This window comes from Achromobacter arsenitoxydans SY8 (assembly GCF_000236785.1).
Taxonomy (GTDB): Bacteria; Pseudomonadota; Gammaproteobacteria; order Burkholderiales; family Burkholderiaceae_B; genus Achromobacter; species Achromobacter arsenitoxydans.
This window is the reverse complement of the sequence record NZ_AGUF01000013.1, coordinates 106,352-127,615: the sequence shown is the minus strand read 5'-3', so window position 1 is coordinate 127,615 and position 21,264 is coordinate 106,352. Positions and strand designations below refer to the sequence as shown.

The 21,264-nt window shown below is 68.3% G+C and carries 18 protein-coding genes and 1 riboswitch; of the genes, 8 read left to right on the top strand and 10 right to left on the bottom strand.

Features of this window, described 5'->3' with window-relative positions; translation table 11 throughout:
• Positions 1–79: 79 nt before the first annotated feature.
• The 4 genes from KYC_RS03055 to KYC_RS03040 all read right to left on the bottom strand — a co-directional run bounded on the left by KYC_RS03055 (position 80) and on the right by KYC_RS03040 (position 6,241).
• Positions 80–1,189: a porin gene (locus KYC_RS03055; RefSeq protein WP_043517389.1), complete on the bottom strand. Its 1,110-nt coding sequence runs from the start codon at positions 1,187–1,189 to the stop codon at positions 80–82.
• Positions 1,190–1,240: 51 nt separating this feature from the next.
• Positions 1,241–4,039, bottom strand: a complete 2,799-nt coding sequence (mgtA, locus tag KYC_RS03050) for a magnesium-translocating P-type ATPase (protein ID WP_008158736.1) — start codon at positions 4,037–4,039, stop codon at positions 1,241–1,243.
• A gap of 425 nt (positions 4,040–4,464) precedes the next feature.
• Positions 4,465–4,797, bottom strand: coding sequence for a hypothetical protein (locus KYC_RS03045; protein WP_008158735.1), 333 nt, complete (start codon positions 4,795–4,797; stop codon positions 4,465–4,467).
• Positions 4,798–5,233: 436 nt separating this feature from the next.
• Complete coding sequence (locus KYC_RS03040; protein WP_008158734.1) at positions 5,234–6,241, bottom strand: sodium:calcium antiporter; 1,008 nt, start codon at positions 6,239–6,241, stop codon at positions 5,234–5,236.
• 105 nt (positions 6,242–6,346) lie between these two features.
• A riboswitch (yybP-ykoY riboswitch) is annotated at positions 6,347–6,478 on the bottom strand.
• A 142-nt stretch (positions 6,479–6,620) separates the two neighbouring features.
• Between KYC_RS03040 and KYC_RS03035 the strand changes: the two genes are divergently transcribed.
• The gene (locus KYC_RS03035; RefSeq protein ID WP_008158733.1) at positions 6,621–7,964 is read left to right on the top strand and encodes an aminopeptidase P N-terminal domain-containing protein; all 1,344 of its coding nucleotides are present in this window, start codon (positions 6,621–6,623) and stop codon (positions 7,962–7,964) included.
• A gap of 69 nt (positions 7,965–8,033) precedes the next feature.
• On the opposite strand, the gene KYC_RS03030 is transcribed toward KYC_RS03035, so the two are convergent.
• Positions 8,034–8,498 carry an NINE protein gene (locus KYC_RS03030; protein WP_008158732.1) on the bottom strand — a complete coding sequence of 155 codons (465 nt, stop codon included), beginning with the start codon at positions 8,496–8,498 and terminating at the stop codon, positions 8,034–8,036.
• A gap of 78 nt (positions 8,499–8,576) precedes the next feature.
• Between KYC_RS03030 and KYC_RS03025 the strand changes: the two genes are divergently transcribed.
• The 6 genes from KYC_RS03025 (at position 8,577) to ruvA (ending at position 14,103) form a co-directional block, all read left to right on the top strand.
• The gene (locus tag KYC_RS03025) at positions 8,577–9,746 is read left to right on the top strand and encodes a UbiH/UbiF/VisC/COQ6 family ubiquinone biosynthesis hydroxylase (RefSeq protein ID WP_008158730.1); all 1,170 of its coding nucleotides are present in this window, start codon (positions 8,577–8,579) and stop codon (positions 9,744–9,746) included.
• Between the two features lie 116 nt (positions 9,747–9,862).
• Positions 9,863–10,888, top strand: coding sequence for a tRNA dihydrouridine synthase DusB (dusB, locus tag KYC_RS03020; RefSeq protein ID WP_008158729.1), 1,026 nt, complete (start codon positions 9,863–9,865; stop codon positions 10,886–10,888).
• A 36-nt stretch (positions 10,889–10,924) separates the two neighbouring features.
• Complete coding sequence (locus KYC_RS03015; protein WP_006217670.1) at positions 10,925–11,164, top strand: helix-turn-helix domain-containing protein; 240 nt, start codon at positions 10,925–10,927, stop codon at positions 11,162–11,164.
• A gap of 101 nt (positions 11,165–11,265) precedes the next feature.
• A complete protein-coding gene (gene purH / locus KYC_RS03010; protein ID WP_008158727.1) occupies positions 11,266–12,855 on the top strand; it encodes a bifunctional phosphoribosylaminoimidazolecarboxamide formyltransferase/IMP cyclohydrolase in 1,590 nt (529 codons plus the stop codon).
• The gene (gene ruvC, locus KYC_RS03005) at positions 12,855–13,403 is read left to right on the top strand and encodes a crossover junction endodeoxyribonuclease RuvC (RefSeq protein ID WP_008158726.1); all 549 of its coding nucleotides are present in this window, start codon (positions 12,855–12,857) and stop codon (positions 13,401–13,403) included. The genes purH and ruvC overlap by 1 nt, the downstream gene beginning before the upstream one ends.
• A gap of 127 nt (positions 13,404–13,530) precedes the next feature.
• On the top strand, positions 13,531–14,103 hold the full coding sequence (ruvA, locus tag KYC_RS03000) for a Holliday junction branch migration protein RuvA (RefSeq protein ID WP_008158725.1): 573 nt from the start codon (positions 13,531–13,533) through the stop codon (positions 14,101–14,103).
• 12 nt (positions 14,104–14,115) lie between these two features.
• Here ruvA and KYC_RS02995 read toward each other — a convergent pair whose 3' ends face one another.
• The 5 genes from KYC_RS02995 to KYC_RS02975 form a co-directional block, all read right to left on the bottom strand.
• On the bottom strand, positions 14,116–15,054 hold the full coding sequence (locus KYC_RS02995; protein ID WP_008158724.1) for a complex I NDUFA9 subunit family protein: 939 nt from the start codon (positions 15,052–15,054) through the stop codon (positions 14,116–14,118).
• A gap of 95 nt (positions 15,055–15,149) precedes the next feature.
• A complete protein-coding gene (locus KYC_RS02990) occupies positions 15,150–16,115 on the bottom strand; it encodes a threo-3-hydroxy-L-aspartate ammonia-lyase (protein ID WP_008158723.1) in 966 nt (321 codons plus the stop codon).
• Between the two features lie 108 nt (positions 16,116–16,223).
• On the bottom strand, positions 16,224–17,297 hold the full coding sequence (ruvB, locus tag KYC_RS02985) for a Holliday junction branch migration DNA helicase RuvB (RefSeq protein ID WP_008158721.1): 1,074 nt from the start codon (positions 17,295–17,297) through the stop codon (positions 16,224–16,226).
• A gap of 72 nt (positions 17,298–17,369) precedes the next feature.
• Positions 17,370–18,956, bottom strand: a complete 1,587-nt coding sequence (locus KYC_RS02980) for a sensor histidine kinase (RefSeq protein ID WP_008158719.1) — start codon at positions 18,954–18,956, stop codon at positions 17,370–17,372.
• Positions 18,956–19,657: a response regulator gene (locus tag KYC_RS02975; RefSeq protein WP_008158717.1), complete on the bottom strand. Its 702-nt coding sequence runs from the start codon at positions 19,655–19,657 to the stop codon at positions 18,956–18,958. Before KYC_RS02975 ends, KYC_RS02980 begins: the two co-directional genes overlap by 1 nt.
• 256 nt (positions 19,658–19,913) lie before the next feature.
• Here KYC_RS02975 and KYC_RS02970 point away from each other — a divergent pair, with 256 nt between their 5' ends.
• The gene (locus KYC_RS02970; RefSeq protein ID WP_008158715.1) at positions 19,914–21,215 is read left to right on the top strand and encodes a hypothetical protein; all 1,302 of its coding nucleotides are present in this window, start codon (positions 19,914–19,916) and stop codon (positions 21,213–21,215) included.
• Positions 21,216–21,264: the final 49 nt, after the last annotated feature.

Genomic DNA, 21,264 nt, shown 5'->3' with positions numbered 1-21,264 from the left:
GGGCGCCTTGCGCCGCTCTGCGCCGATTGTAGTGGACCCCGGCGTTCCGCGCTCCCGCGCGCCGCGGCTGCCCGCGCGTTCAGAAGTGGTGCGAAACGCCCGTTCCCACGCGCGTGGTATGGGAGTGCGCGGGGTCGAACTGGTTGTCCAGCGTGTAGTTCGACGCGTAGCCGGCAAAGGCGTAAAGCGTCGTGCGCGGGGACAGGTCGTAGGTATAGCCCAGGGTCGCGACCTGCGCATTGCGCGCCGTCATGCCATTGGCCCAATGCCAATCCGGTCTGGCCAGCGACCATTGCGCCAGGATGGAGCCCGCCCCGACAGGCACGCTGATCCCCGCCAGCCAGGCATGCACCGTGCCGCCCTGCACGAACGCCGCCGGCCCGAGACCCAGGCCCAGGCCCAGGCCATCGGGGTCTGCGCCGTCCAGCCCTGCATAGCCGTTGCGCTGACGCGACCAGGCCAGCGACAGCTTGATCACCTCGAAATCGTAGGACATGCCCACCTGCACGGCTTGGGGACGCCCCTTGCTGCCCGCCGGCGGCTCGGCCAGGCGCATCTGATCCCATGTGGCCACTGCCAGCAGCGGGCCATCTTCGTACTTCAGGCCCAGGCTCAGTGCGCGGTTGTTCTGGTTCGTGCGAAACCGGTCCTGGGCGTCGGCATCGAACGAATATCCGGCACCCGCCTGGAATCCGCGCCATACGGGCGAGTAGTAGTTCACCATATTGCTGAACTGGTAATTGTCGGATGCCTTGAACGTGGCTCCCATGCCCAGGTCCTTCCAGGACGCGATCTCCAGCGTGTTGCCGTAGGTCTGGCCGACGGTGTACTGGCGGCCCAGCCGCAGGTCGCCATAGCGGGCATGCGCCAGGCCCACCCAGGCGCCGTAGTTGAACAGGCTGCCGTCGTCCGCCGCGTTGCCGGTGGACGGATCGAAGCCGCTTTCAAGCTGGAAGCGGGCGCGCCAGCCCCTGCCCAGGTCTTCGGCGCCTTGCAGCCCCCACAGGGAATCCGTCAAGCCGCCGTCAAGCATGCCACTGCGGCTGCCCTGACCCGACACTTTCGTTACCGCCAGGCCTCCGTCCGCCACGCCATAAAGCCGCAGGCCGGCACCGTCTTCGGCGGCCCTTGCGACCGGCGGGTGGACCAGGCTGCCCGCCATCAAGGCGGCGCAAAATGCAATTCTCATGATGCTCTCCCGCAAGGGCGGCGGACAGCGCCCGCCGCCGCGTGATTCAACCTACTGCCAGCCGTAGCGGCGGACCCAGATGCCCTTGAGCGTCTGTGTCAGGACGCAATAGCCGAGCAAAATGCCCGCCAGCCAGGGGAAGTAGCTCCAGGGCAGCGCCTGCAGCTGGAAGTACTCGGCCAGTGGCGAAAACGGCAGCATCAGCCCCGCCATCACGACCATCAGCGTCATTCCCATCAAGGGCCAGGAGGCGCGGCTTTGCAGGAAGGGAATCCGGCGCGTGCGGATCATGTGCACGATCAGCGTCTGCGACAACAGCCCTTCGACGAACCACCCCGACTGGAACAGCGTCTGATGCTCTGGGGAGTTGGCCTGGAACACGTACCACATCAGGGCATACGTGGCGATGTCGAAGAGAGAACTGATCGGGCCGAAGAACACCATGAACCGGCCCAGCCCGTCCGGATCCCATTGCTGGGGCTGCTTCAGCAATTCCTCGTCGACGTTGTCGAACGGAATCGCGGTCTGCGAGACGTCGTACATCAGATTCTGCAACAGCAGGTGGATGGGCAGCATCGGCAGGAAGGGCAGGAAGGCGCTGGCCACCAGCACGGAGAAGACGTTGCCGAAGTTCGAGCTGGCGGTCATCTTCAGGTACTTGAGCATGTTGCAGAAGGTCTTGCGGCCTTCGATCACGCCATCCTCCAGCACCATCAGGCTCTTTTCCAGAAGAATGATGTCGGCCGCCTCCTTCGAGATATCCACCGCCGAATCCACCGAAATGCCCACGTCGGCGGCCCGCAGGGCCGGCGCGTCATTGATACCGTCGCCCATGAACCCCACCGTGTCGCCCTGCGCCCGCAGGCTGCGCACGATGCGCTCCTTGTGGGCGGGCGTCAGGCGGGCGAATACGTTGGCCTCGCGCACGGCGGCCGCCAGCTGATCGTCATCCATGGCGTCGATCTCGGCGCCCAGGCACACGTTCCGCACATCGAATCCCACTTCGCGGCAGACCTTGCGGGTCACCAGCTCGACATCGCCGGTCAGCACCTTGACCTCGATGCCCGACGCCTTCAGCGCCGACAGCGCGGGAGCGGTGGACTCCTTGGGCGGATCCAGGAAGGCGATGTACCCCACGAGCACCAGGTCGGATTCGTCTCCCACGCCGTATGCCTGCTTGCTGGGCGGCATTTCCTTCACACCCACGGCGATGACGCGCAGCCCGTCGCGGTTCAGCCCGGCGGTCACACGGCGGATGTCGGCGCGGCGCGCGTCGGTCAGCGGATGCTCCTCGTTCCCCACCCGCAAGCGCGTGCAGGCCAGCAACATCTCCTCCAGCGCGCCCTTGCAGATCAGTTCGTGGTGGTCGCGGCCGTTCTCCGTTTCATTGACCACGACGGACATGCGCCGCCGCGAGAAATCGAAAGGAATCTCGTCAACCTTGCGGTAGCGGCCCGCCAGGTCCAGCCGGCGCTCCACTTCGGCGTGCTCCAGCACCGCCACGTCCAGCAGGTTCTTCAGGCCGGTCTGGTAATAACTGTTCAGGTAGGCATAGGCCAGCACGTCGTCGCTGCTCGCGCCGTACACGTCGGTGTGGCGCTCCAGCACGATGCGGTCCTGTGTCAGCGTGCCGGTCTTATCCGTGCACAGCACATTCATCGCGCCCAGGTTCTGGATCGCATCCAGGCGCTTGACCACGACCTTGCGGCGGGACATACGCACAGCGCCCTTGGCCAGCGTGGCCGTGACGATCATGGGCAGCATCTCGGGGGTCAGGCCCACCGCGATCGCCAGCGCAAACAACAGGGCTTCCAGCCAGTCGCCCTTGGTGAAACCGTTGATCAGCAGGACCACGGGCGCCATGACGAGCATGAACCGGATCAGAACCCAGCTTACCCGGTTGATGCCTTGCTGGAACTGCGTGGGCGCGCGCGAGGTCTCCGTGACACGGCCGGCCAGCTGGCCGAAGTGCGTGTCCGCGCCCGTGGCGACGACGAGCGCGCTGCCCGAGCCGCTGACCACGTTGGTGCCCATGTACGCCATGTTCTCCAGTTCCAGCGCGCTGCCGGTCTGGACGCGCGGCGCCATGTGTTTTTCCACGGGCAGCGATTCGCCGGTCAGCGCGGCCTGCGCGACGAACAGATCCTTGGCGTTCAGGACGCGGCAGTCCGCAGGAACCATGTCGCCTGCGGACAGCAGCACGACATCGCCGGGCGCCAGCTCCGCCAGCGGCACTTCCCGCTGATGCGAACCGGTGGCGTGCAGCGTGGCCCCGAACACGCGCCTGCCGCTACTCTCGGCTGGGATGCCGGCGTCGCTGCGCAGCACGGTGGCCGTGTTCTGCACCATGGCCTTGAGAGCTTCGGCGGCCCGGCTCGAACGCCGCTCTTGCACGAAGCGCAGCACGGTCGAGATTGCCACCATCGAACCGATGATCACGACCGCCGTCCAGGACTGCTCCTCCGACGCCGCCATGCGCACGTCGGTCAGCCACGACAACACAGCCAGCGCAGTAAGCAGCAGGTTGAACGGATTGCGGTACGACAGCCACAGATGGACCGGCCACGACAGCGGCTTTTCGTGGTCGACCTCATTGGCTCCATGGCGCTCGCGCGCCGCCTGCGCCTGGCTGTCGGACAGACCGCCCCAGCCGCTGCCGAACAGCGCGAACAGGGAATCGAAACTCATGCGGGATATCTCCACCATGCGTTGGCTGGCGCGGCGCGCGGCCTCGGACGACGCCACGGCCCCGTCGCCGCCCTGCTCAAGAATGGGTGCGCGGCGGAAATGGCTGCCGGTCCGCCGCAGGCGCGCGGCGGAGGAAAAAAAGGACTTCAGGAACGTAAACATGGGAGTGCTCCGTTTTTTGGTGTTGTTGTTGGAGACACGGACGACCCGCCCGGCGCGGACGCGCGCCGGCCGCGGCGGGCCGCGGCGTTTCACAGGGAAAGCCGTCAGGCCGCCGCGTACGGGCGTGCGAAGTCGCCGGAGCAATGTTGCCGGTGTCCGGATCGCGTCGATGGCGCGCCGGGTGCGAAAAACGGAAGGGAGCTAGCGGGGGAATCGGAACCGGGCAATGTGGCGCGCAAGGCGCGGGCCAGGCCGGGGATTCCAGGCTGCGGACTCCGTACGGACCGGGATGACTATCCGGCCGGTCGGCTCGCAGTGAGGAGACAGGTCAGACAGGCATGCCGGAGCCGCGCACTGGGCGCAATCGAGGCTCGGGGTCTAAGGCGCTGGGCATGAGCTTCTCCGTGGAATTCGTGGGGATGGCCTCAGGCCATCGCGGCTTGCGCGCCGAAATGCACGTGGCGCACGGCGGGGTGGGCGCTCAGGCGGCGCGCTTGCGACATCAGTTCGGCCCGCAGTTCCGGCGGGCAATTGACGGTGATGCAAGCGGTCGCGAGATCCGGATCCTTGCCTTGGTCGATCTGCACCTGCGAGACGTCCAGGCCGGCGGCGCTGAAGTCCAGGCAGATCTGCTTGCGCAATGCGCCCAGTTCGCCGCGCGGACAGACAACCGTGAGCCGCGAGGTGCCGCGGCGGCGGGCCAGGGCGGTGGCGCGGTCCACGCCTGCGCGGCGTAGGAACAAGTCGAAGAAACGCATAACGACCTCCATTGCAAAAATGGGGAGCGTGATCGCGAACACATGCGCAGCCGCACGGCGCCTGGGCGGCGGGCACGGCAAACGTGCACGAACGCTGGCGCTGCGACTAGCGGCGGTTCTGGCGGTTTATGTTGGGGAGGGTCCCGGCAGGCAAGAGGCCTGCGCTATTGCCCAGGCGCGTGCCTGAAGCTTGGGATACGCCGCAACCTGAATGACAGGATGCGGCAGACGGAGATCTGCGTGGTTCCTGTCAGACAGCGACGTCGATGCAAGATCGACAACTTTCGCCGGAATCGGTATTCACGAAGACTGCTCCTGGGATGGATAACAGCGGGAGTTTACGCGGGTTTCCACTGATGGACAAGGGTTATGCACATTTCAGTCGCCTGCCTCGGGCGGGCGTCGTGCAAACGCAGCAACGCCTGCCCGCCCCCCGTCAAAAGGCGTAGAAATGCCAGCCCAGATAGCCCGCAAAAATGGCGTACAGGCCGCCCACCGCCGACAGGGCCGGCACGCTCATGGCCGAGCGGCGGAAGCGCAGCCACAGCAGGCCGATGGACAGCATCGTGAACAGGCCTGCGGCAAGCAGGGGCGCGTCGAGCAGCCACGGCGTCATGAAGATGCCGAGCGCGCTGGGGATCGTGGCCTGAATCATCATCGCGCCGGAGATGTTTGCCAGCGCCAGGCGTTCCTTGCCCTGCCGCACCCAGATCAGCGCATTCATGATCTCGGGCAGTTCGGTCGCCACCGGGGCCAGCAGCAATGCGGCCACGTGCGGCGACGCGCCCATCGCCACACCCAGCAGTTCGATCTGGTTCACGAACACGTGCGAGGCGCCGGCGATCACCACCAGCGCCATGATCGTCTGCGTGGCGGCCCAGAACATGGTGGGGCTTTCGTCCCGCGGACGCAGCTTGAGCGGCTCCAGGTCCTCGCCGTCCAGGCATTCCTCGTCGTTGCTGAGTTCGCGCTTGATGTAGAGGCCGTAGGTGGCCAGGAAAACGAAGCCCAGCCAGGGCTTCCAGGCGAACGCCAGCAGACCCAGCCCTACTTTGAAAATGAAGATGCCCATGAACCAGGCCTGGTCGCGGGCCAGCCTGCGCTGGTCCGCGTTGATACAGTTGGCTTGGGACGGCTGCCCGCGGCGGGCGCGCCACAAGGCCAGGCCAACGACGGCATAGGCCAGCGTGGCCAGCACGAGCGGGCCGCCCATCGCGGCGCCGACGCCGATGTCCTTCTGCTCGGGGGTATCGCCAAACACCACGGCCATGAAGGTGACCGCGCTCTCCGGCAGCGCCGTGCCGAAGGCCGCCAGCACGGTGCCGGTGGCGGTGGCACCAAGCTGGAAGCGATGGCCGACCCATTCGACGCCGTTGACGAAAAATTCGCACGCGACGTAGATCACTGCCGCGGACAGGAAGAACAGAAACAGGGTGAGCAACATATGAACGCAGCCGGACGAGCAGAAACCATTGGCGCGACGCTGCGGCTCGCCCGGCCAGGGTGAACGCAACGCGGCCAAAGGTCTCGCCTGGCTGATCCACGCGGCGGGCTTGCCGCCTGCATGGAAACCGTTAGCGCCATGGGGTACTAGCCGCTGCTCCGCAGCGCTGAACCACCAAGTCTGTTGACGCTAACTCCTTTGGGGACAAAGGATGGCTACTCCCCAATGACAGAGCGGCGATTGTAGCAGCGGAAAACTGAACGTCCAGTGAATCCCGCGGCGGCGACGCGGAATCGCGCGCGGGGTGTTGCATTCGTGGGATGGCGGGTAAAGTAAAGCCCATCTTCCGCCCTTGCGGGGCTTGCCGCCCCGGCCCGCCATGAGCCTGCCTCCCGACGATATCGCCCCTTTCGCCGCGCGGCGCCAGCGCCTGATGGAGCGCATGCGCGCGGATGGCGGCGGCATCGCCATCCTGGCGACGGCGCCGGAAGCCGTCCGCAACCGCGACGCCGAGTATCCCTACCGGCACGACAGCGATTTTTTCTACCTGACCGGCTTCACCGAACCCGGCGCCTGGCTGGTGCTGATCGCCGGCGCGTCCGACCGGGCGGTGCTGTTCTGCCGGCCGCGCCATGTGGAACACGAAATGTGGGAAGGCAAGCGCTTCGGCCCCGAGGCTGCAGCCGCCCACTTCGGGTTTGACGACGCCCATCCCGTCGACGCGCTGGACGAACTGGTGCCCGCCCTCATGCTGGACCATCCCACGCTGTACGCGCCGCTGGCCGGCGACAAGCGCACGGACGGCCGCCTGCACCGCTGGCTGGCCGCGGCGCGGGAAGCCAGCCGCGGCGGCCACGCCCCGCCCGCGCGCCAGCAGGACATCCGTCCGCTGCTGGCGGACATGCGGCTGGTCAAGGACGCCACGGAAATCGCGGCGATGCGACGCGCGGCGAAGATATCCGCCGGCGCGCACACCCGCGTGATGCGCGTGGCCCGGGCCGGGATGCGCGAGTACGAGATCGAGGCCGAACTGCTCTACGAATTCCGTCGCCACGGCGCGCAATCGGTGGCCTACAACAGCATCGTCGCCGCTGGCGCAAACGCCTGCGTGCTGCATTACCCCGCCGGCGAAGCGCTGCTGCGCGACGGCGACCTGGTGCTGGTCGACGCGGGCTGTGAAGTGGACAGCTACGCCAGCGACATCACGCGCACCTTTCCCGTGAACGGCCGCTACAGCGGCCCCCAGCGCGCGCTTTATGACCTGACCGTGGCGGCCCAGGAGGCCGCGGCGCAGGCCACCGCGCCCGGCCGGACCTTCAATGACGGTCACGAGGCCGCGCTGCGCGTCCTGGCGCAAGGCATGCTGGACCTGAAACTGCTGAAGGGCTCACTGGACGGCGTGCTGGAATCCGGCGACTACAGCCGCTTCTATATGCACCGGACCGGACACTGGCTGGGACTGGACGTGCATGACGTGGGCGATTACCGCCAGCCCGGCCCCGCCCTGGGCGCCGAAAGGGCCTGGCGCAAGCTGGAAACCGGAATGATGCTGACCATCGAGCCGGGGATCTACGTGCGTCCCGCCGACGACGTCCCCGAGGCCTACTGGAATATCGGCATCCGCACCGAGGACGATGCGCTCGTCACCGACGAAGGCTGCGAGCTCATCACGCGCGGCGTGCCCGTGCAGGCCAGCGAGATCGAAGCGCTGATGCGTGAATAGTTCGGGGCGCGTAGCCCGGGGCGCGTAGCCCGGGGCGCGCAGCCCGGGGCGCGCGGCCCGGCGCTGCCCCTACAGGACGTAGCCGTCCAGCCAGCCCATGGCCACCCAGACGTAGACCACCACCATGGCGATGGCGAACATGGACACGATGGCCCCGACCAGGCAGGCCAGGATGGCGACGAGCACCGGCCCCCAGCCGGTGGCGGACACCTTGCCCTGGCCCGGGTTGCAGATCCGGTCGAATTTCTCGTCGGACATCAGCGAGTACACCGCGCTTTCGATGAACCCGTCGATCATTGGGATGAACAGCAGAAAGAAGGCCGGGTTGTCGTACCAGACCGGATAGAAGCGGACCGCGCAGAACAGGCTGACCGCGGCGAATGCGGTCACCAGCCAGGCGTGGCGGCGGCCCAGATACCACCAGTGCGCCCCCACCACCCCGAGCAGGCAGGCCAGCAGCCCCACGGCCACCTTGTCGCGCGGGCGGCGGGCGGATACGGCGGAAAGCGGAGAAGAAGCCTGAGCCTGCGTCATGTCGTTCAACCGGTTAAGGGGCCATGGCGCCAAGCCGCGCCGGCTGCCCGGATTGTAGTGGACGGTTAAAATCCGGGCATGACTTCATCCGCCTTCGACATTGCGATTCTTGGCGCCGGCCCGGTGGGCCGCGTATTGGCCCTGATGCTGGCGCGCGTGGCGCCGGATCCGGCTCGCATCGCGCTGCTCGCGGGCGCCGCGCCCGCCCCGGTCACGCCGGCGGCAGCGGTGCCGGCGGCGGATCCGCGCGTGCTGGCCATGAACCACGGCAGCCGCGTGCTGCTGGAGTCGCTGCATGCCTGGCCCGAGCGATCGGCAGACATCCGCAACATCCACGTGTCGCAGCGCGGAAGGCTGGGCCGCACGCTGATCCAGAACACCGATTTCGGCGTGCCTCAGCTGGGCAGCGTGGTCGCCTACTCGGGGCTGTACGCCAGACTGGACGAATGCGTGGCCGCCTCCGGCGTCACGGTGCTGTCCGGGCCTCCCGCCCAGATCGGCCGGCAGGACGCCGACGGCGTGCGCATCCAGCAGGGCGACGCCGAACTGCTGTGCCAGGTGGCCGTGCAGTCGGACGGCGCCGGCGCCACCGACGTGCGGCGCGACTACGACCAGCACGCGGTGCTGACCACCGCGCATGCCACCCTGCCCCGCCGCGGCTGGGCCTGGGAGCGCTTTACTTCCGAAGGGCCGCTGGCCCTCCTGCCGCATCCGCAGACGCCGGACGCCTATTCCGTGGTGTGGTGCGCCGCGCCGGACCGCGCCGCCGAATTGGCCGCCCTGGACAATGCCGCGTTTTCGCAGGCGCTGTCGCAGGCCTTCGGCGATCGGCTGGGCCGTCTGTCCAGCCACGCCCCGCGTCACGTCTTTCCGCTGGCGCTGTCGGCCCGCCGGGCGCAGGTGCATGGCCGCGTGGCGGCCATCGGCAACGCCGCGCAGACGCTGCACCCCGTAGCGGGACAGGGCCTGAACCTGGGGCTGCGCGACGCCGCCCGCCTGGCCCAAACGCTGACCCCCTGGCTTGCCCATCCGGCGGGCAATCCGGGCGCCGCCCTGGCTGAATTCGCCCAGGCGCGCCACATTGACCGCTTCATCACTGCCGGCCTCACCGACCTGATGCCGCGCGCCTTCGCGACGGGCCTCGCGCCGGTCGAGCATGCCTGCGGTCTTGCGTTGTTGGGAATGGACCTGGCCTCCCCCCTGCGCGCGCCGCTGGCCCAGCACCTGCTGCAGGGTTTCCGCGCCTGAATCCCGCCGGATCCGGCCCTGAAATCGGACCGGATCCGCGCCTTTTCGCCCCCCATTCGCCCCCGGTCGCTTGCGCGATAAAAATGGGGTTCGTTCGAGCCGGTTAAAATGTGAGCATGCGCATAGGTCAGTGGACCCTCCCCAACAATGTTCTGGTCGCGCCCATGGCGGGCGTGACGGACCGTCCTTTCCGCCAGCTCTGCAAGAAGCTGGGGGCTGGCTACGCCGTGTCCGAAATGGCCGCCAGCAACCCCAAGCTCTGGGACAGCGTGAAGACCTCGCGCCGCCTGAACCACGACGGCGAGATCGCCCCCATTTCCGTCCAGATCGCCGGGGCGGATCCCGCCATGATGGCCGAGGCCGCGGCCTTCAACGCCAACAAGGGCGCCCGGATCATCGACATCAACATGGGATGCCCGGTCAAGAAGGTCTGCAACGTGGCCTCCGGGTCGGCGTTGCTGCGCCACGAAGACCTGATCGCGCGGATCCTGGACGCCGTGGTGGCCGCCTGCGCGCCCCTGGGCGTGCCCGTCACCCTGAAAACACGCACCGGCTGGGACCGCGACAGCCGCAATGCCCTGCGGGTGGCGAAACTGGCGCAGAACGCCGGCATCGCCGCCCTCACCCTGCATGGCCGTACGCGGGCTGACCTCTATACGGGAGAGGCGGAATATGACACTATCCGCGCCGTCAAGGCCGAGCTGACCATCCCCGTGATCGCGAACGGAGATATCGACTCGCCCGCCAAAGCCAGGCACGTCCTGGATTACACTGGCGCCGATGCGGTCATGATCGGCCGGGCGGCTCAGGGCCGTCCCTGGATCTTCCGCGAAATCGACCACTACCTGCGCACGGGCGAAACACTGGCCCCTCCCTCCTATGGGGAAATGCGCGAGCTGCTGCTCGAACACCTCGACGACCATTACCGGTTCTACGGCGAGCACACCGGCGTACGCACGGCGCGCAAGCACATAGGATGGTATGTGGACGGCCTGCCGGGTGCGGATTCGTTCTGCGCCCGCATGAACCAGATCGACAACACCCGCGACCAGTGGCGGGCGGTGGCGGACTGGTTCGACATCATCTCGCGCGACGGCAGCAACAACCCGGCGCCGGTCGCAGAAGCCCTGCTGGCGGCATAACCGCCTCAACACCAACATAAAAATATCTGTACTCAAATGAGCAAGAAAGATGTCCTGGAAGAATGCGTGCGCGCCAGCCTGGAGCGCTATTTCGAAGACTTGGGCGAATCCGAGCCCCACGACATGTGGGACATGGTCATGCGCTGCGTGGAGCGCCCGGTGCTTGAAGTAGCGCTGGAGCGGTCGGGCGGCAACCAGTCCCGGGCGTCCGAGATGCTGGGCATCACCCGCAACACCCTGCGCAAGAAGTTGCTGGCGCACAATATCCAGGTATAGATTTCCCCTGCGGGCGGCGCATGCATCGCGCCGCTCCTCCCCCAGATTTCCCATCCGACCAGAACGAGAAAGGCGTCCCCGCCCCACTCCCGTCCCTCATCATGAAAATCGAAACCGCCCTGCTTTCGGTGTCCGACAAGACCGGCATCGTTGAATTTGCCCGCGCCCTGGCCGCGCGCGGCGTGCGCCTGCTGTCGACCGGCGGCACCGCCAAGCTGCTCGCCGACTCCGGCCTGACCGTGACCGAAGTGGCCGCCCACACCGGTTCGCCCGAGATCCTGGACGGCCGCGTCAAGACGCTGCACCCGAAGATCCACGGCGGCCTGCTGGCCCGCCGCGACAGCGCCGAGCACATGGACACCATCAAGGCGGCGGGCATTGATCGCATCGACATGCTGGTGGTCAACCTGTATCCGTTCCGTGAAACCGTCGCCAAGCCGGACTGCACGTTCGCCGACGCGGTCGAGAACATCGACATCGGCGGCCCGGCCATGCTGCGCGCCGCCGCCAAGAACCACGGCACCGAAGCCGGCGGCGTGACGGTTGTGATCGACCCGGTCGATTACTCGCGCGTCCTGGCTGAAATGGACAAGGGCGGCAGCACCTCGTACGGCCTGCGCCTGGCGCTGGCCTCCAAGGTCTATGCCCACACGGCCGCCTACGACGGCGCCATCGCCGCCTACCTGACCAGCCTGGCCGACGCCGAGCCCGCGCAGGACGCCACGCCGGCCCGCAACGAATGGCCGGGCACGCTGACGCTGCAGGTCAAGCAGGAACAGGCTCTGCGCTACGGCGAAAACCCCCACCAGAGCGCCGCCTTCTACGTGGACGCGCAGCGTCCGGCCGGCCTGCTGGGCAACTACCGCCAGTTGCAGGGCAAGGAACTGTCCTACAACAATATCGCCGACGCGGATGCCGCCTGGGAATGCGCGCGCAGCTTCGAGGCGCCCGCCTGCATCATCGTCAAGCACGCCAATCCTTGCGGCGTGGCGGTCGCGGCCGACACCCTGGGCGCGTATCAGCAGGCCTTCAAGACCGACCCCACGTCGGCCTTCGGCGGCATCATCGCCTTCAACCGTCCGGTGGACGCCGCCACGGCCGAAGCCGTGAGCGCGCAATTCCTGGAAGTGCTGCTGGCGCCCGCCTATGACGGCGCCGCCCTGGCCATCCTGGCCGCGAAGAAGAACGTGCGCGTGCTGGAAGTGCCCATGGGCACGGGCCAGAACGCCTTCGACATCAAGCGCGTGGGCGGCGGCTGGCTGGTGCAGACCCCGGACGCCTACAACGTGCCGCGCGACGCCCTGAAGGTGGTCACCAAGCGTCAGCCCACCGAACAGGAAATGAACGACCTGTCGTTCGCCTGGAAGGTCGCCAAGTACGTCAAGTCCAACGCCATCGTGTTCGTCGGCGGCGGCATGACGCTGGGCGTGGGCGCCGGCCAGATGAGCCGCATCGACTCGGCCCGCATCGCCTCCATCAAGGCGGAAAACGCCGGCCTGACCCTGAAGGGCTCGGCGGTGGCGTCGGACGCGTTCTTCCCGTTCCGCGACGGCCTGGACGTGGTGGTGGCGGCGGGCGCGACCTGCGTGATCCAGCCCGGCGGCAGCGTGCGCGACGACGAAGTGATCGCCGCGGCCGACGAACACGGCATCGCCATGGTGCTGACCGGCACCCGCCACTTCCGTCACTGATGCGCGTCCTCGGCATCGATCCCGGCCTGCGCCGCACCGGCTTCGGTGTGATTGATGCCGAAGGCCCGCGGCTGCGCTACGTCGCCAGCGGGACCATCGTGGTCCCGCCGGCGCTGACGCTGTCCGAACGCCTGAAGGTCATCCTGGACAATCTGCGCCAGGTGGCCCGCGACACGCAACCCGATGTGGCCGCGCTTGAAATCGTCTTCCTGAACACCAATCCCGCGTCCACCCTGCTGCTGGGTCAGGCGCGCGGCGCGGCGCTGTGCGCGCTGGCCGACAGCTCGCTCGCGGTGCACGAATACACCGCGCTGCAGATCAAGAAGGCCGTCGTGGGCACCGGACGCGCCGCCAAGGAACAGGTGCAGATGATGGTGCAGCACCTGCTGGCGCTGGATGGCATGCCCGCTCCCGACTCGGCCGACGCGCTGGCCTGCGCGATCTGCCACGCGCACGTGGGGCCGCTGCAAGACAAGCTGGAACGCCTGGGCAGCGCCTTGCGCATGGGCAGCAAGACCCGCATCCGCAACGGCCGGCTGATCGGCTGACCTTCCCCTTTCTTTTTGCCCCGCGTGGCCCCGCCGCACCCCGGCACGGCCCGCATGCGCCCCCGCGCGTATAGAATCCCGGCATTCGCCGCGCATTAAGCGGCCCCACCATTGCCAGGCCTGCACCATGATCGGACGAATCACCGGAACCCTGATCGAGAAACTGCCCCCCACGATCTGCGTGGATGTCGGCGGACTGGGTTATGACATCGACGTGCCCATGAGCACGCTGTACGCGCTGCCGGAAACCGGCGCCCGCGTCACGCTCTACACGCACCTGACCGTGCGCGAAGACGCCCATATCCTGTATGGCTTCGCCTCGGCCAACGAGCGCAGCGCGTTCCGCGAGCTGATCAAGGTCAGCGGCATCGGCGCGCGCACGGCCCTGTCCGTGCTGTCCGGGCTGTCGGTCGCGGACCTGGCCCAGGCCATCACCCTGCAGGAATCGGGTCGCCTGACCCGGGTTCCGGGCATCGGCAAGAAAACGGCGGAACGGCTGCTGCTGGAAATGCGCGGCAAGCTGGGCGCCGACATTGGCGCGTCGGCGCACGTGGTCCATGACAACCAGTCCGACATCCTGAACGCCCTGCTTGCGCTGGGCTACTCCGAGAAGGAATCGCTGTCCGCACTGAAGACGCTGCCCGAAGGCGTGGGCGTGTCCGACGGCATCAAGCAGGCCCTCAAGGCGCTGGTGCGCTAAAGCGCTAGAGCGCTAGGGCCGGCGGGCGTTCCAGGGTTCCGTCTGCAGATAGCGGGGCGCAACGGCCTCGAGGCCCGTCGGCACCACATGCAGTTCCGGCGCGATCGGGCCGCTGCAGATGTTGTCGCGGCGCAGGGAATCCAGGTTGTCGCGCGACATCAGCGGCGTGCCGGGCATGCATTCGAACAGCCGGGCCTGCATGCGGCCCACGCCCATGGGGATGCTGATTACGGGCCGGGGATGCCCGCTCCAGGCAGCGCACAGCCGCGCGATCTCGCCCAGCGTGTAGACCTGGGGACCGCCCAGTTCGTAGGTCTTGCCACACGTGTGCGTGTCGCCCAGCGCCGTCGACATGGCGGTCACCACGTCGCCCACGTACACCGGCTGCATGCGCACGTGCGCGCCGGCAAGCGGCAGCACGGGCAGCCAGCGCGCCAGCGACGCGAACATATTGGTGAAGTGATCGTCCGGGCCGAACAGCACCGATGGGCGGAAGATGGTCCAGCAGCCGTCGCGCCGGTCATGGAAGGCCTGCTTGATGGCGGCTTCGCCGTCACCCTTGGAGCGCTGGTACATGCTGTCGCCGCTGGAGTCGGCCCCCAGGGCGCTGACGTGCAGCAGGCGGTGTACGCCGTGACGCAGACAGGCCTGGGCGATACGCTGCGGCAGGTGCACATGGGCGCGCGCAAAATCCGAACCGTAGGGCCGCCCTGCATTGCCATGCAGGATGCCCACCAGGTTGACGACCACATCGCACCCCTGCACCAGGCGGTCCAGCGAGGCATCGTCGTGGATGTCGGTCTGTAGCAGGGTGACGGTGGGAAGCAGTTGCAGGTCGCGTCCGCGCGCGAAGAGGCGCGTGGGCACGATGACCTGGTGTTGGTCGGCGCAAAGCCGTGCTACCAAGTGACGGCCGATGAACCCCGTGCCGCCGATAACCAGGATACGCATGGCGCAGCCTCCTGTTCGTCGGGATCGAATTCCGATTCTGCCCTGCAAGGTCGACAACCGCAAGCGCGCACGGGCGGCGGGCCGCCCGCGGAACCTCAGGCCGCCAGCAGTCTGGCGTAGGCCGGCAGGTCGACGTTGCCGCCGCTGATGATCACGCCGACCCGGGCCCCGCGCACCGGCACCACGTTCTGCATGACCGCGGCCGCGCCCAGGCAGCCGGTAGGCTCGACCACCATCTTCATGCGCTCGGCGAAGAATTTCATGGTGGCGACCAGTTGCTCATCCGTCACCGTGACGATGTCGCGGACGTACTTCTGGATGAGGGGGAAGGTCAGGTTGCCCAGGTGGGTCGTGGCGGCGCCATCGGCCAGGGTCTTGGGGGCGGGGATTCGGACAATTTCGCCCTTGCGCAGCGACTGCTGGCCGTCGTTGCCGGCTTCGGGCTCGACGCCGTACACCAGGCAGCGCGGGCTGAGCGCGAACGCGGACAGGGCCGACCCCGACAGCAGGCCGCCGCCGCCCAGGCACACGAAAAGGTAATCGAGCTCGCCGACTTCCTCGAACAGTTCCTTGGCCGCGGTGCCCTGCCCGGCGATCACGTCTTCGTGGTCGTACGGCGGGATCAGCGTGGCGCCGGTTTCCGTCTGAATGCGGCGGGCGATCGCTTCGCGGTCTTCGGTGTAGCGGTCATAGGTGACGATCTTGCCGCCATAGCCTTCGGTGGCCGCGCGCTTGGCCGCGGGCGCGTCCAGCGGCATGATGATCGTGGCCTGCACGCCCTGCAGCTTCGAGGCCAGCGCGATGGCCTGCGCATGGTTGCCCGACGAAAAGGTGACCACGCCGGCCGCCCGCTGTTCGGGCGTCAGGCGCGCGATGGCGTTGTATCCCCCGCGGAACTTGAAGGCCCCCATGCGCTGGAAGTTCTCGCACTTGAAGAACAGCGACGCGCCGGCGATGGCGTCGGCGGTGGCCGAGGTCAAGACGGGCGTGCGGTGTGCGTTGCCGGCCAGGCGCTCGCTGGCGCGCGCGACATCATCATAGGTGGGCAATTCGGGCTGCATGAATTTGGGTCCTTTGATCGCGAGGGGAAACGAAACCCTCGGATCATAAACCCGTCCGCGCCGTTTGCGCGCCGTCCGGCAGCACGGCGCGCGCGAGGCGCCGCGCCGCTATTTGCCGAACAGGTCGCCGCTGCCGCCCGTCGTGCCGGCCGGCGGGGCCAGGCCCAGGTGGCGCCAGGTGGTCAGCGTGGCGGTGCGCCCCCGCGGCGTGCGCTGCAGGTAGCCGTGCTGGATCAGGTAGGGTTCGATCACGTCTTCGATCGTGTCGCGCTCTTCGCCGATGGCCGCGGCCAGGCTGTCCACGCCGACGGGACCGCCGTCGAATTTGTGGACGATGGCTTCGAGCAGCTTGCGGTCCATCAGGTCCAGGCCCTGCGGGTCGACCTCCAGCATGGCCAGGGCGCGGCCCGCGACGTCGGCGTCGATGGTGCCGCCGGCCTTGACCTCGGCGTAGTCGCGCACGCGGCGCAGCAGGCGGTTGGCGATGCGCGGCGTGCCGCGGGCGCGGCGCGCCACCTCGCCCGCGCCGTCCGGGGTGATGACGGCGTTCAGCAGGCCGGCGCTGCGGGTCACGATGCGCCCCAGGTCGTCCGCGTTGTAGAACTCGAGCCGCGACACGATGCCGAAGCGGTCGCGCAGCGGGTTGGTCAGCATGCCGGCGCGCGTGGTGGCGCCCACCAGCGTGAACGGCTGCAGGTCCAGCTTCACGCTGCGGGCAGCCGGGCCTTCGCCGATCAGGATGTCGATCTGGAAGTCTTCGAGCGCGGGATAGAGGATTTCCTCGACCACGGGCGACAGGCGGTGAATTTCGTCGATGAAGAGGACGTCGTTCTTTTCCAGGTTGGTCAGGAGCGCGGCCAGGTCGCCCGGACGTTCCAGCACCGGCCCGGAGGTCTGGCGCAGCTGCACGCCCATTTCATGGGCAATGATGTGCGCCAGCGTGGTCTTGCCCAGGCCCGGCGGGCCGAACAGCAGGACGTGGTCCAGGGCCTCCTGGCGCTTCCTGGCTGCGGCGATGAAGATTTCGAGCTGTTCCCGGGCGCGCTGCTGTCCGACGTACTCGTCCAGCGCCTTGGGCCGCAGCGCGCGTTCGATCGACTCCTCGTTGGGCGACACCGGCTGCGGCGCCACGATACGGGGCGCGTCGGGACGGGAGGAAAGCGAATCGGACTGGATGGCCATGGTGCGGAAACGACAAAGGACGAAGCAGGATGCATCGTACCGTAGCGCGGGCCGCCCCGGGGCGGCCCCGCCTCAGGCGGTCTGGGACAGGGGCAGCCTGACGCGCACGCACAGGCCGCCGGAGTCCGCCTCGCGCAGTTCCAGCGAACCGCCGTGGGCCCTGGCGATGGCCTCGGCCAACGCCAGCCCCAGGCCCACGCTGCCGGTGCGCGTGCGCGCGTCGTCGAGCCGGCTGAATGGCCGCAAGGCCTCCTGGCGGCGTTCCGGCACGATGCCTGGGCCATGGTCGGCCACGTCCAGCACCGCGTGGCCGTCCTCGCCGCGCAGCGCAACGTCCACCGGCGGCGCGCCATGGTTCAGCGCGTTGCCGATCAGGTTGTCCAGCAGGCGGCCCAGCGCCACGGCGTCCGCCTGCACCACCAGCGCCCCGGCGTCGGCGGCCGTATCCAGGTTGATGTCGGTGCCGGCGCCATGCCAGGCGCCCACGCGTTCCGTCAGCCATTCGGACAGGACGATCGGCGCATAGCGATAGGCCGCGGGATCCGTGCCGCGCACGAAGCCGATGAACTGGTCGACCATGTGCTGCATGTCCCGCAGATCGGTGCGCAACCCTTCCTTCAGCGTGGAGTCGTCCGCCATCTCGACGCGCAGCCACATGCGCGACAAGGGCCCCTTCAGGTCATGCGGCAGCCCGGACAGCAGCGTGCGGCGCACGGAATCGGATTCCGCCAGCGCGTCCAGCATAGCGTTGAAGCGTTCGCCCAGCGCCCGGGTTTCGTGCGGGCCCGAGGGCTCCACGCGCTGCGGCTGCCCGGCGGCAAGCCGGTCGGCCGCGTCGGCAAGCCGCGTGATCGGCCGCGTGATGTGCCAGGAAAAGCCCACCGCAAGTAGCAACAGGAGCCCCAGGCCGCCGAGCCAGGCGGCGATGAAAGGCGTGGCCACGGGCGGGTCCAGCCGGTCCAGCGGAATGACCAGCCATTCCCGCAGCCGCGGCGCGTCTTCGGTGGCGGGGTTGGGCGCCAGCGAAATGAAGACTTCCGGCGTGGGTCCGCGCGACAGCGCGACCCGCGTGCCGTCGTTCAGGCGTTCATTAAGCTGCTGGACCAGCACGCGCAGGTCGCGGCGGATGTCGTCCGGCTCCGGGGGGTGGCGGCGGTTGTGTTCCTCGCGCTCGCGGGCGCGGTCGGCCTCGCGCTGCGCGTCCGTGCGGTCGTCGGCCCGGGCGCCTTCCATGTCGCGGTCCTCGCCCCGGACTTCGGGCGGCGGCGGCGGCGGGGGGCCGTGCAACTGCGAATCCATCGCAGGCGCGGGAGGCGGCGGACGCGGCGCGGCGCGCGGCGGGGGTGGCGGACGGCGGCCATTGAAACGCTGCAGCTTGGCCTCGGCGGGCAAGACGCGCGACCACAGCCGCCATTGGTTCTGCGACGCCGTGCGCACGAAATCGGCGCGGTCTTCGGCGGGCACCTGGGACACGGCGGCGCGCAGGGTACGGATGGTGGTGACGATGTAGCCGATGGCCACGTCTTCCATGAACTTGTGACGGAAGTACGACACCGTCACCAACGTGGCCGCCTGCGTCAAAAGGACAGACCCCAGGATCAGCAGGATCAGCCGCGCCCGCAGCGAACGGGGCACCAGTAAGCCGGGAGAAAAGCGCATCAGGGAGAAAACCGGTAGCCGATGCCCCAGACGGTCTGGATCCAGCGAGGCTGCTTGGGATCGTCTTCGATCACGCGGCGCAGGCGCAGGATCGCGATGTCGATGGCGCGGTCGTTGCGCTCGCCGGCGTCGTCGTCGCGGGCCAAGGCCAGCAGGCGCTCTCGCGACAGCGGTTTGCCCGCGTTGCGCACCAGGGCTTCCAGCAGGTTGATCTCGCCGCCGGTCAGCTTGACGACGGTGCCATCACGCGAGAGCTGGCGGGTGGACGGGTCGAACACGAAGGGGCCGAAGGAAACCGGCGCGTCCTTGGTGAGCGCGGACGGTCCGCGCTTGCGGCGCAGCACGGCCTCGATGCGGGCCAGCAGTTCGCGCGGGTCGAAAGGCTTGCCGACGTAGTCGTCCGCGCCGGCCTCCAGACCGATGATGCGGTCCACGGCTTCGTCGCGCGCGGTCAGCAGGATGACGGGGATGTCCTCGCCCTGCTCGCGCAGGCGGCGGCACGCGTCGGCGCCATCGCCGCCGGGCAGCATGCGGTCGAGAACGAGCAGGTCGGGGGCGTAGCGGGTAATGCGCGACGACAGATCGGTCGCGTCGGGCGCCAGCAGGGTGTCGTAGCCGTGCCGGTTCAGGTAGTCGGCCAGCAACTGGCGCAATGCCGGGTCGTCGTCGACGACCAGCAGCTTGGTGTGGGAGTTGTCCATGGACGTCATAGTGCGGCGCGCCGCCTTTGCCCGCAAGAGGCAGGAAATCATCTGAAATATACCTGTTGCGCGATGTACGGCCCCTGTTCGCGCGCTTTCGCAACGTGTCGCCCGGCGAAATCCGTCTGGCCCTAAAATACCGCGACGCCTGCTGCCGCTCGTGGGGTTTACTAAAGATCGTTTACAGATCCGGCGCCGGGCTCTCTCTACACTGTCCCTTATGGTCGCCCCTGCAATCCTCTGGCGCAGACGGCTGTTGCACGCGACGCTGACGGCAGGCCTGGCCTTGCCGCTGGCGCCGGCGTTCGGCGACGAGCCTGAAGCGTCCCTTATTGTTTCGCCGCCGCCTGCGCAGGCAGCGCCGACTCGCGTGGCGCGCGGCATCGGCATTCTGTCCCCGGTTCAACCATTTCCGGTGCGTCCCGCTCCCTCGCTGGATGCGCAGGCCGTGCCGCTGGATCCCACACCCTGCGACCTGCACGGTACGGAACCCGCGATGGACACCAGCGTGCAAGGCGGAGGCGACGATCCAGAGGCCGACTTCATTCCCGGACTCGGACCGGCGCTTTCCGGCGGCGGCGCTCCCCCTCCCTTGTCCTGCGACCCCCTCGCCACGCCAGCCGTCCCTGAAGACGCCCCGCCGGACTATTCGTTCGCCCTGGAGGACGGGGACATTCCGCGCGTGCCGGTGGTCGTGATTTCGGGCGTCTCCCGCCCCAGCCGCCCCTGGTTCGCGTCCGTCAGCGGACAGGACGGACTGCTCTATGGCGGCAACCGGAACTGGGTCTACCGCAATACCTCGGGCCCCTCCGTCACTGTCGGCAACGTCAACCCCAATTCGCCCGCGTGGGGCACCGGGGCGCCCGTGGGCGGGCTGCAGATTTCCAACTGGGCCGGCACCAGCCCAACCGTGCCCGAGGGCAGCTTCGGGTACTCATCATCGCTGGGCAAGCTCAACCTGATGGACCCCGCCGCCCGGTCCGGCGCCGTCGATTACGGAGCGTCCGTCGGCACCGGCAGCGTGCGCTACGGGCTCACGCCAGTCCTGACGCTCGAGGGCCAGGTGCAGACTGCGCCCTCGCTGACCACCCGCGGCGTCGGCACCACTTACACAGCCGGCGAGTTCGGCACCTTCCAGGCCGGCGCCACCCAGAGCACGTTCGACTCCGCCAGCGGCTACCGCTACCGGTTCGGCTACAGCGTGGACGTGGCCGACGCCGTGAACCTGGGCTACACCAACGAGCAGATCGGGGCGGGCTACGGCGACCTGTCGACCTACTCCGGCGGCGTGGCCTCGACCCCCCAGACGCGCAACACCGTGTCCGCCGGCGTCCCGCTGTCGGGTTGGGGCACACTCAGCGGAACCTATTCCGGGCTGCGCGAGGGCTCGGTCCTGGCCGAGCAGCGCGTGGGCTTGTCCCACAGCATGTTCGTCGCCCCCAAGGTCAAGCTGGCGGTGGGCGCGGACCGCGACATCGTGACGGGAGACTACGGCTGGCGCGCCAACCTGAGCATGCCCGTCGACACCTTCATGCGCGGCACCTGGCTGAGCTGGTAGGCGCCCCGCGCGCGGACGGAAATATCCCGCCCGGAACAGCCCCGCCGGA

Coding starts and splice junctions, on each gene's coding strand:
- dusB (WP_008158729.1), top strand. CDS start 9,863: ATGCGCATAGGTCAGTGGACCCTCCCCAACAATGTTCTGGTCGCGCCC.
- ruvB (WP_008158721.1), bottom strand. CDS start 17,297: ATGGCCATCCAGTCCGATTCGCTTTCCTCCCGTCCCGACGCGCCCCGT.
- ruvA (WP_008158725.1), top strand. CDS start 13,531: ATGATCGGACGAATCACCGGAACCCTGATCGAGAAACTGCCCCCCACG.
- mgtA (WP_008158736.1), bottom strand. CDS start 4,039: ATGTTTACGTTCCTGAAGTCCTTTTTTTCCTCCGCCGCGCGCCTGCGG.
- KYC_RS03055 (WP_043517389.1), bottom strand. CDS start 1,189: ATGAGAATTGCATTTTGCGCCGCCTTGATGGCGGGCAGCCTGGTCCAC.
- KYC_RS02980 (WP_008158719.1), bottom strand. CDS start 18,956: ATGCGCTTTTCTCCCGGCTTACTGGTGCCCCGTTCGCTGCGGGCGCGG.
- KYC_RS02995 (WP_008158724.1), bottom strand. CDS start 15,054: ATGCGTATCCTGGTTATCGGCGGCACGGGGTTCATCGGCCGTCACTTG.
- KYC_RS02975 (WP_008158717.1), bottom strand. CDS start 19,657: ATGGACAACTCCCACACCAAGCTGCTGGTCGTCGACGACGACCCGGCA.
- KYC_RS03030 (WP_008158732.1), bottom strand. CDS start 8,498: ATGACGCAGGCTCAGGCTTCTTCTCCGCTTTCCGCCGTATCCGCCCGC.
- KYC_RS03025 (WP_008158730.1), top strand. CDS start 8,577: ATGACTTCATCCGCCTTCGACATTGCGATTCTTGGCGCCGGCCCGGTG.
- purH (WP_008158727.1), top strand. CDS start 11,266: ATGAAAATCGAAACCGCCCTGCTTTCGGTGTCCGACAAGACCGGCATC.
- KYC_RS03040 (WP_008158734.1), bottom strand. CDS start 6,241: ATGTTGCTCACCCTGTTTCTGTTCTTCCTGTCCGCGGCAGTGATCTAC.
- ruvC (WP_008158726.1), top strand. CDS start 12,855: ATGCGCGTCCTCGGCATCGATCCCGGCCTGCGCCGCACCGGCTTCGGT.
- KYC_RS03015 (WP_006217670.1), top strand. CDS start 10,925: ATGAGCAAGAAAGATGTCCTGGAAGAATGCGTGCGCGCCAGCCTGGAG.
- KYC_RS03045 (WP_008158735.1), bottom strand. CDS start 4,797: ATGCGTTTCTTCGACTTGTTCCTACGCCGCGCAGGCGTGGACCGCGCC.
- KYC_RS02990 (WP_008158723.1), bottom strand. CDS start 16,115: ATGCAGCCCGAATTGCCCACCTATGATGATGTCGCGCGCGCCAGCGAG.
- KYC_RS03035 (WP_008158733.1), top strand. CDS start 6,621: ATGAGCCTGCCTCCCGACGATATCGCCCCTTTCGCCGCGCGGCGCCAG.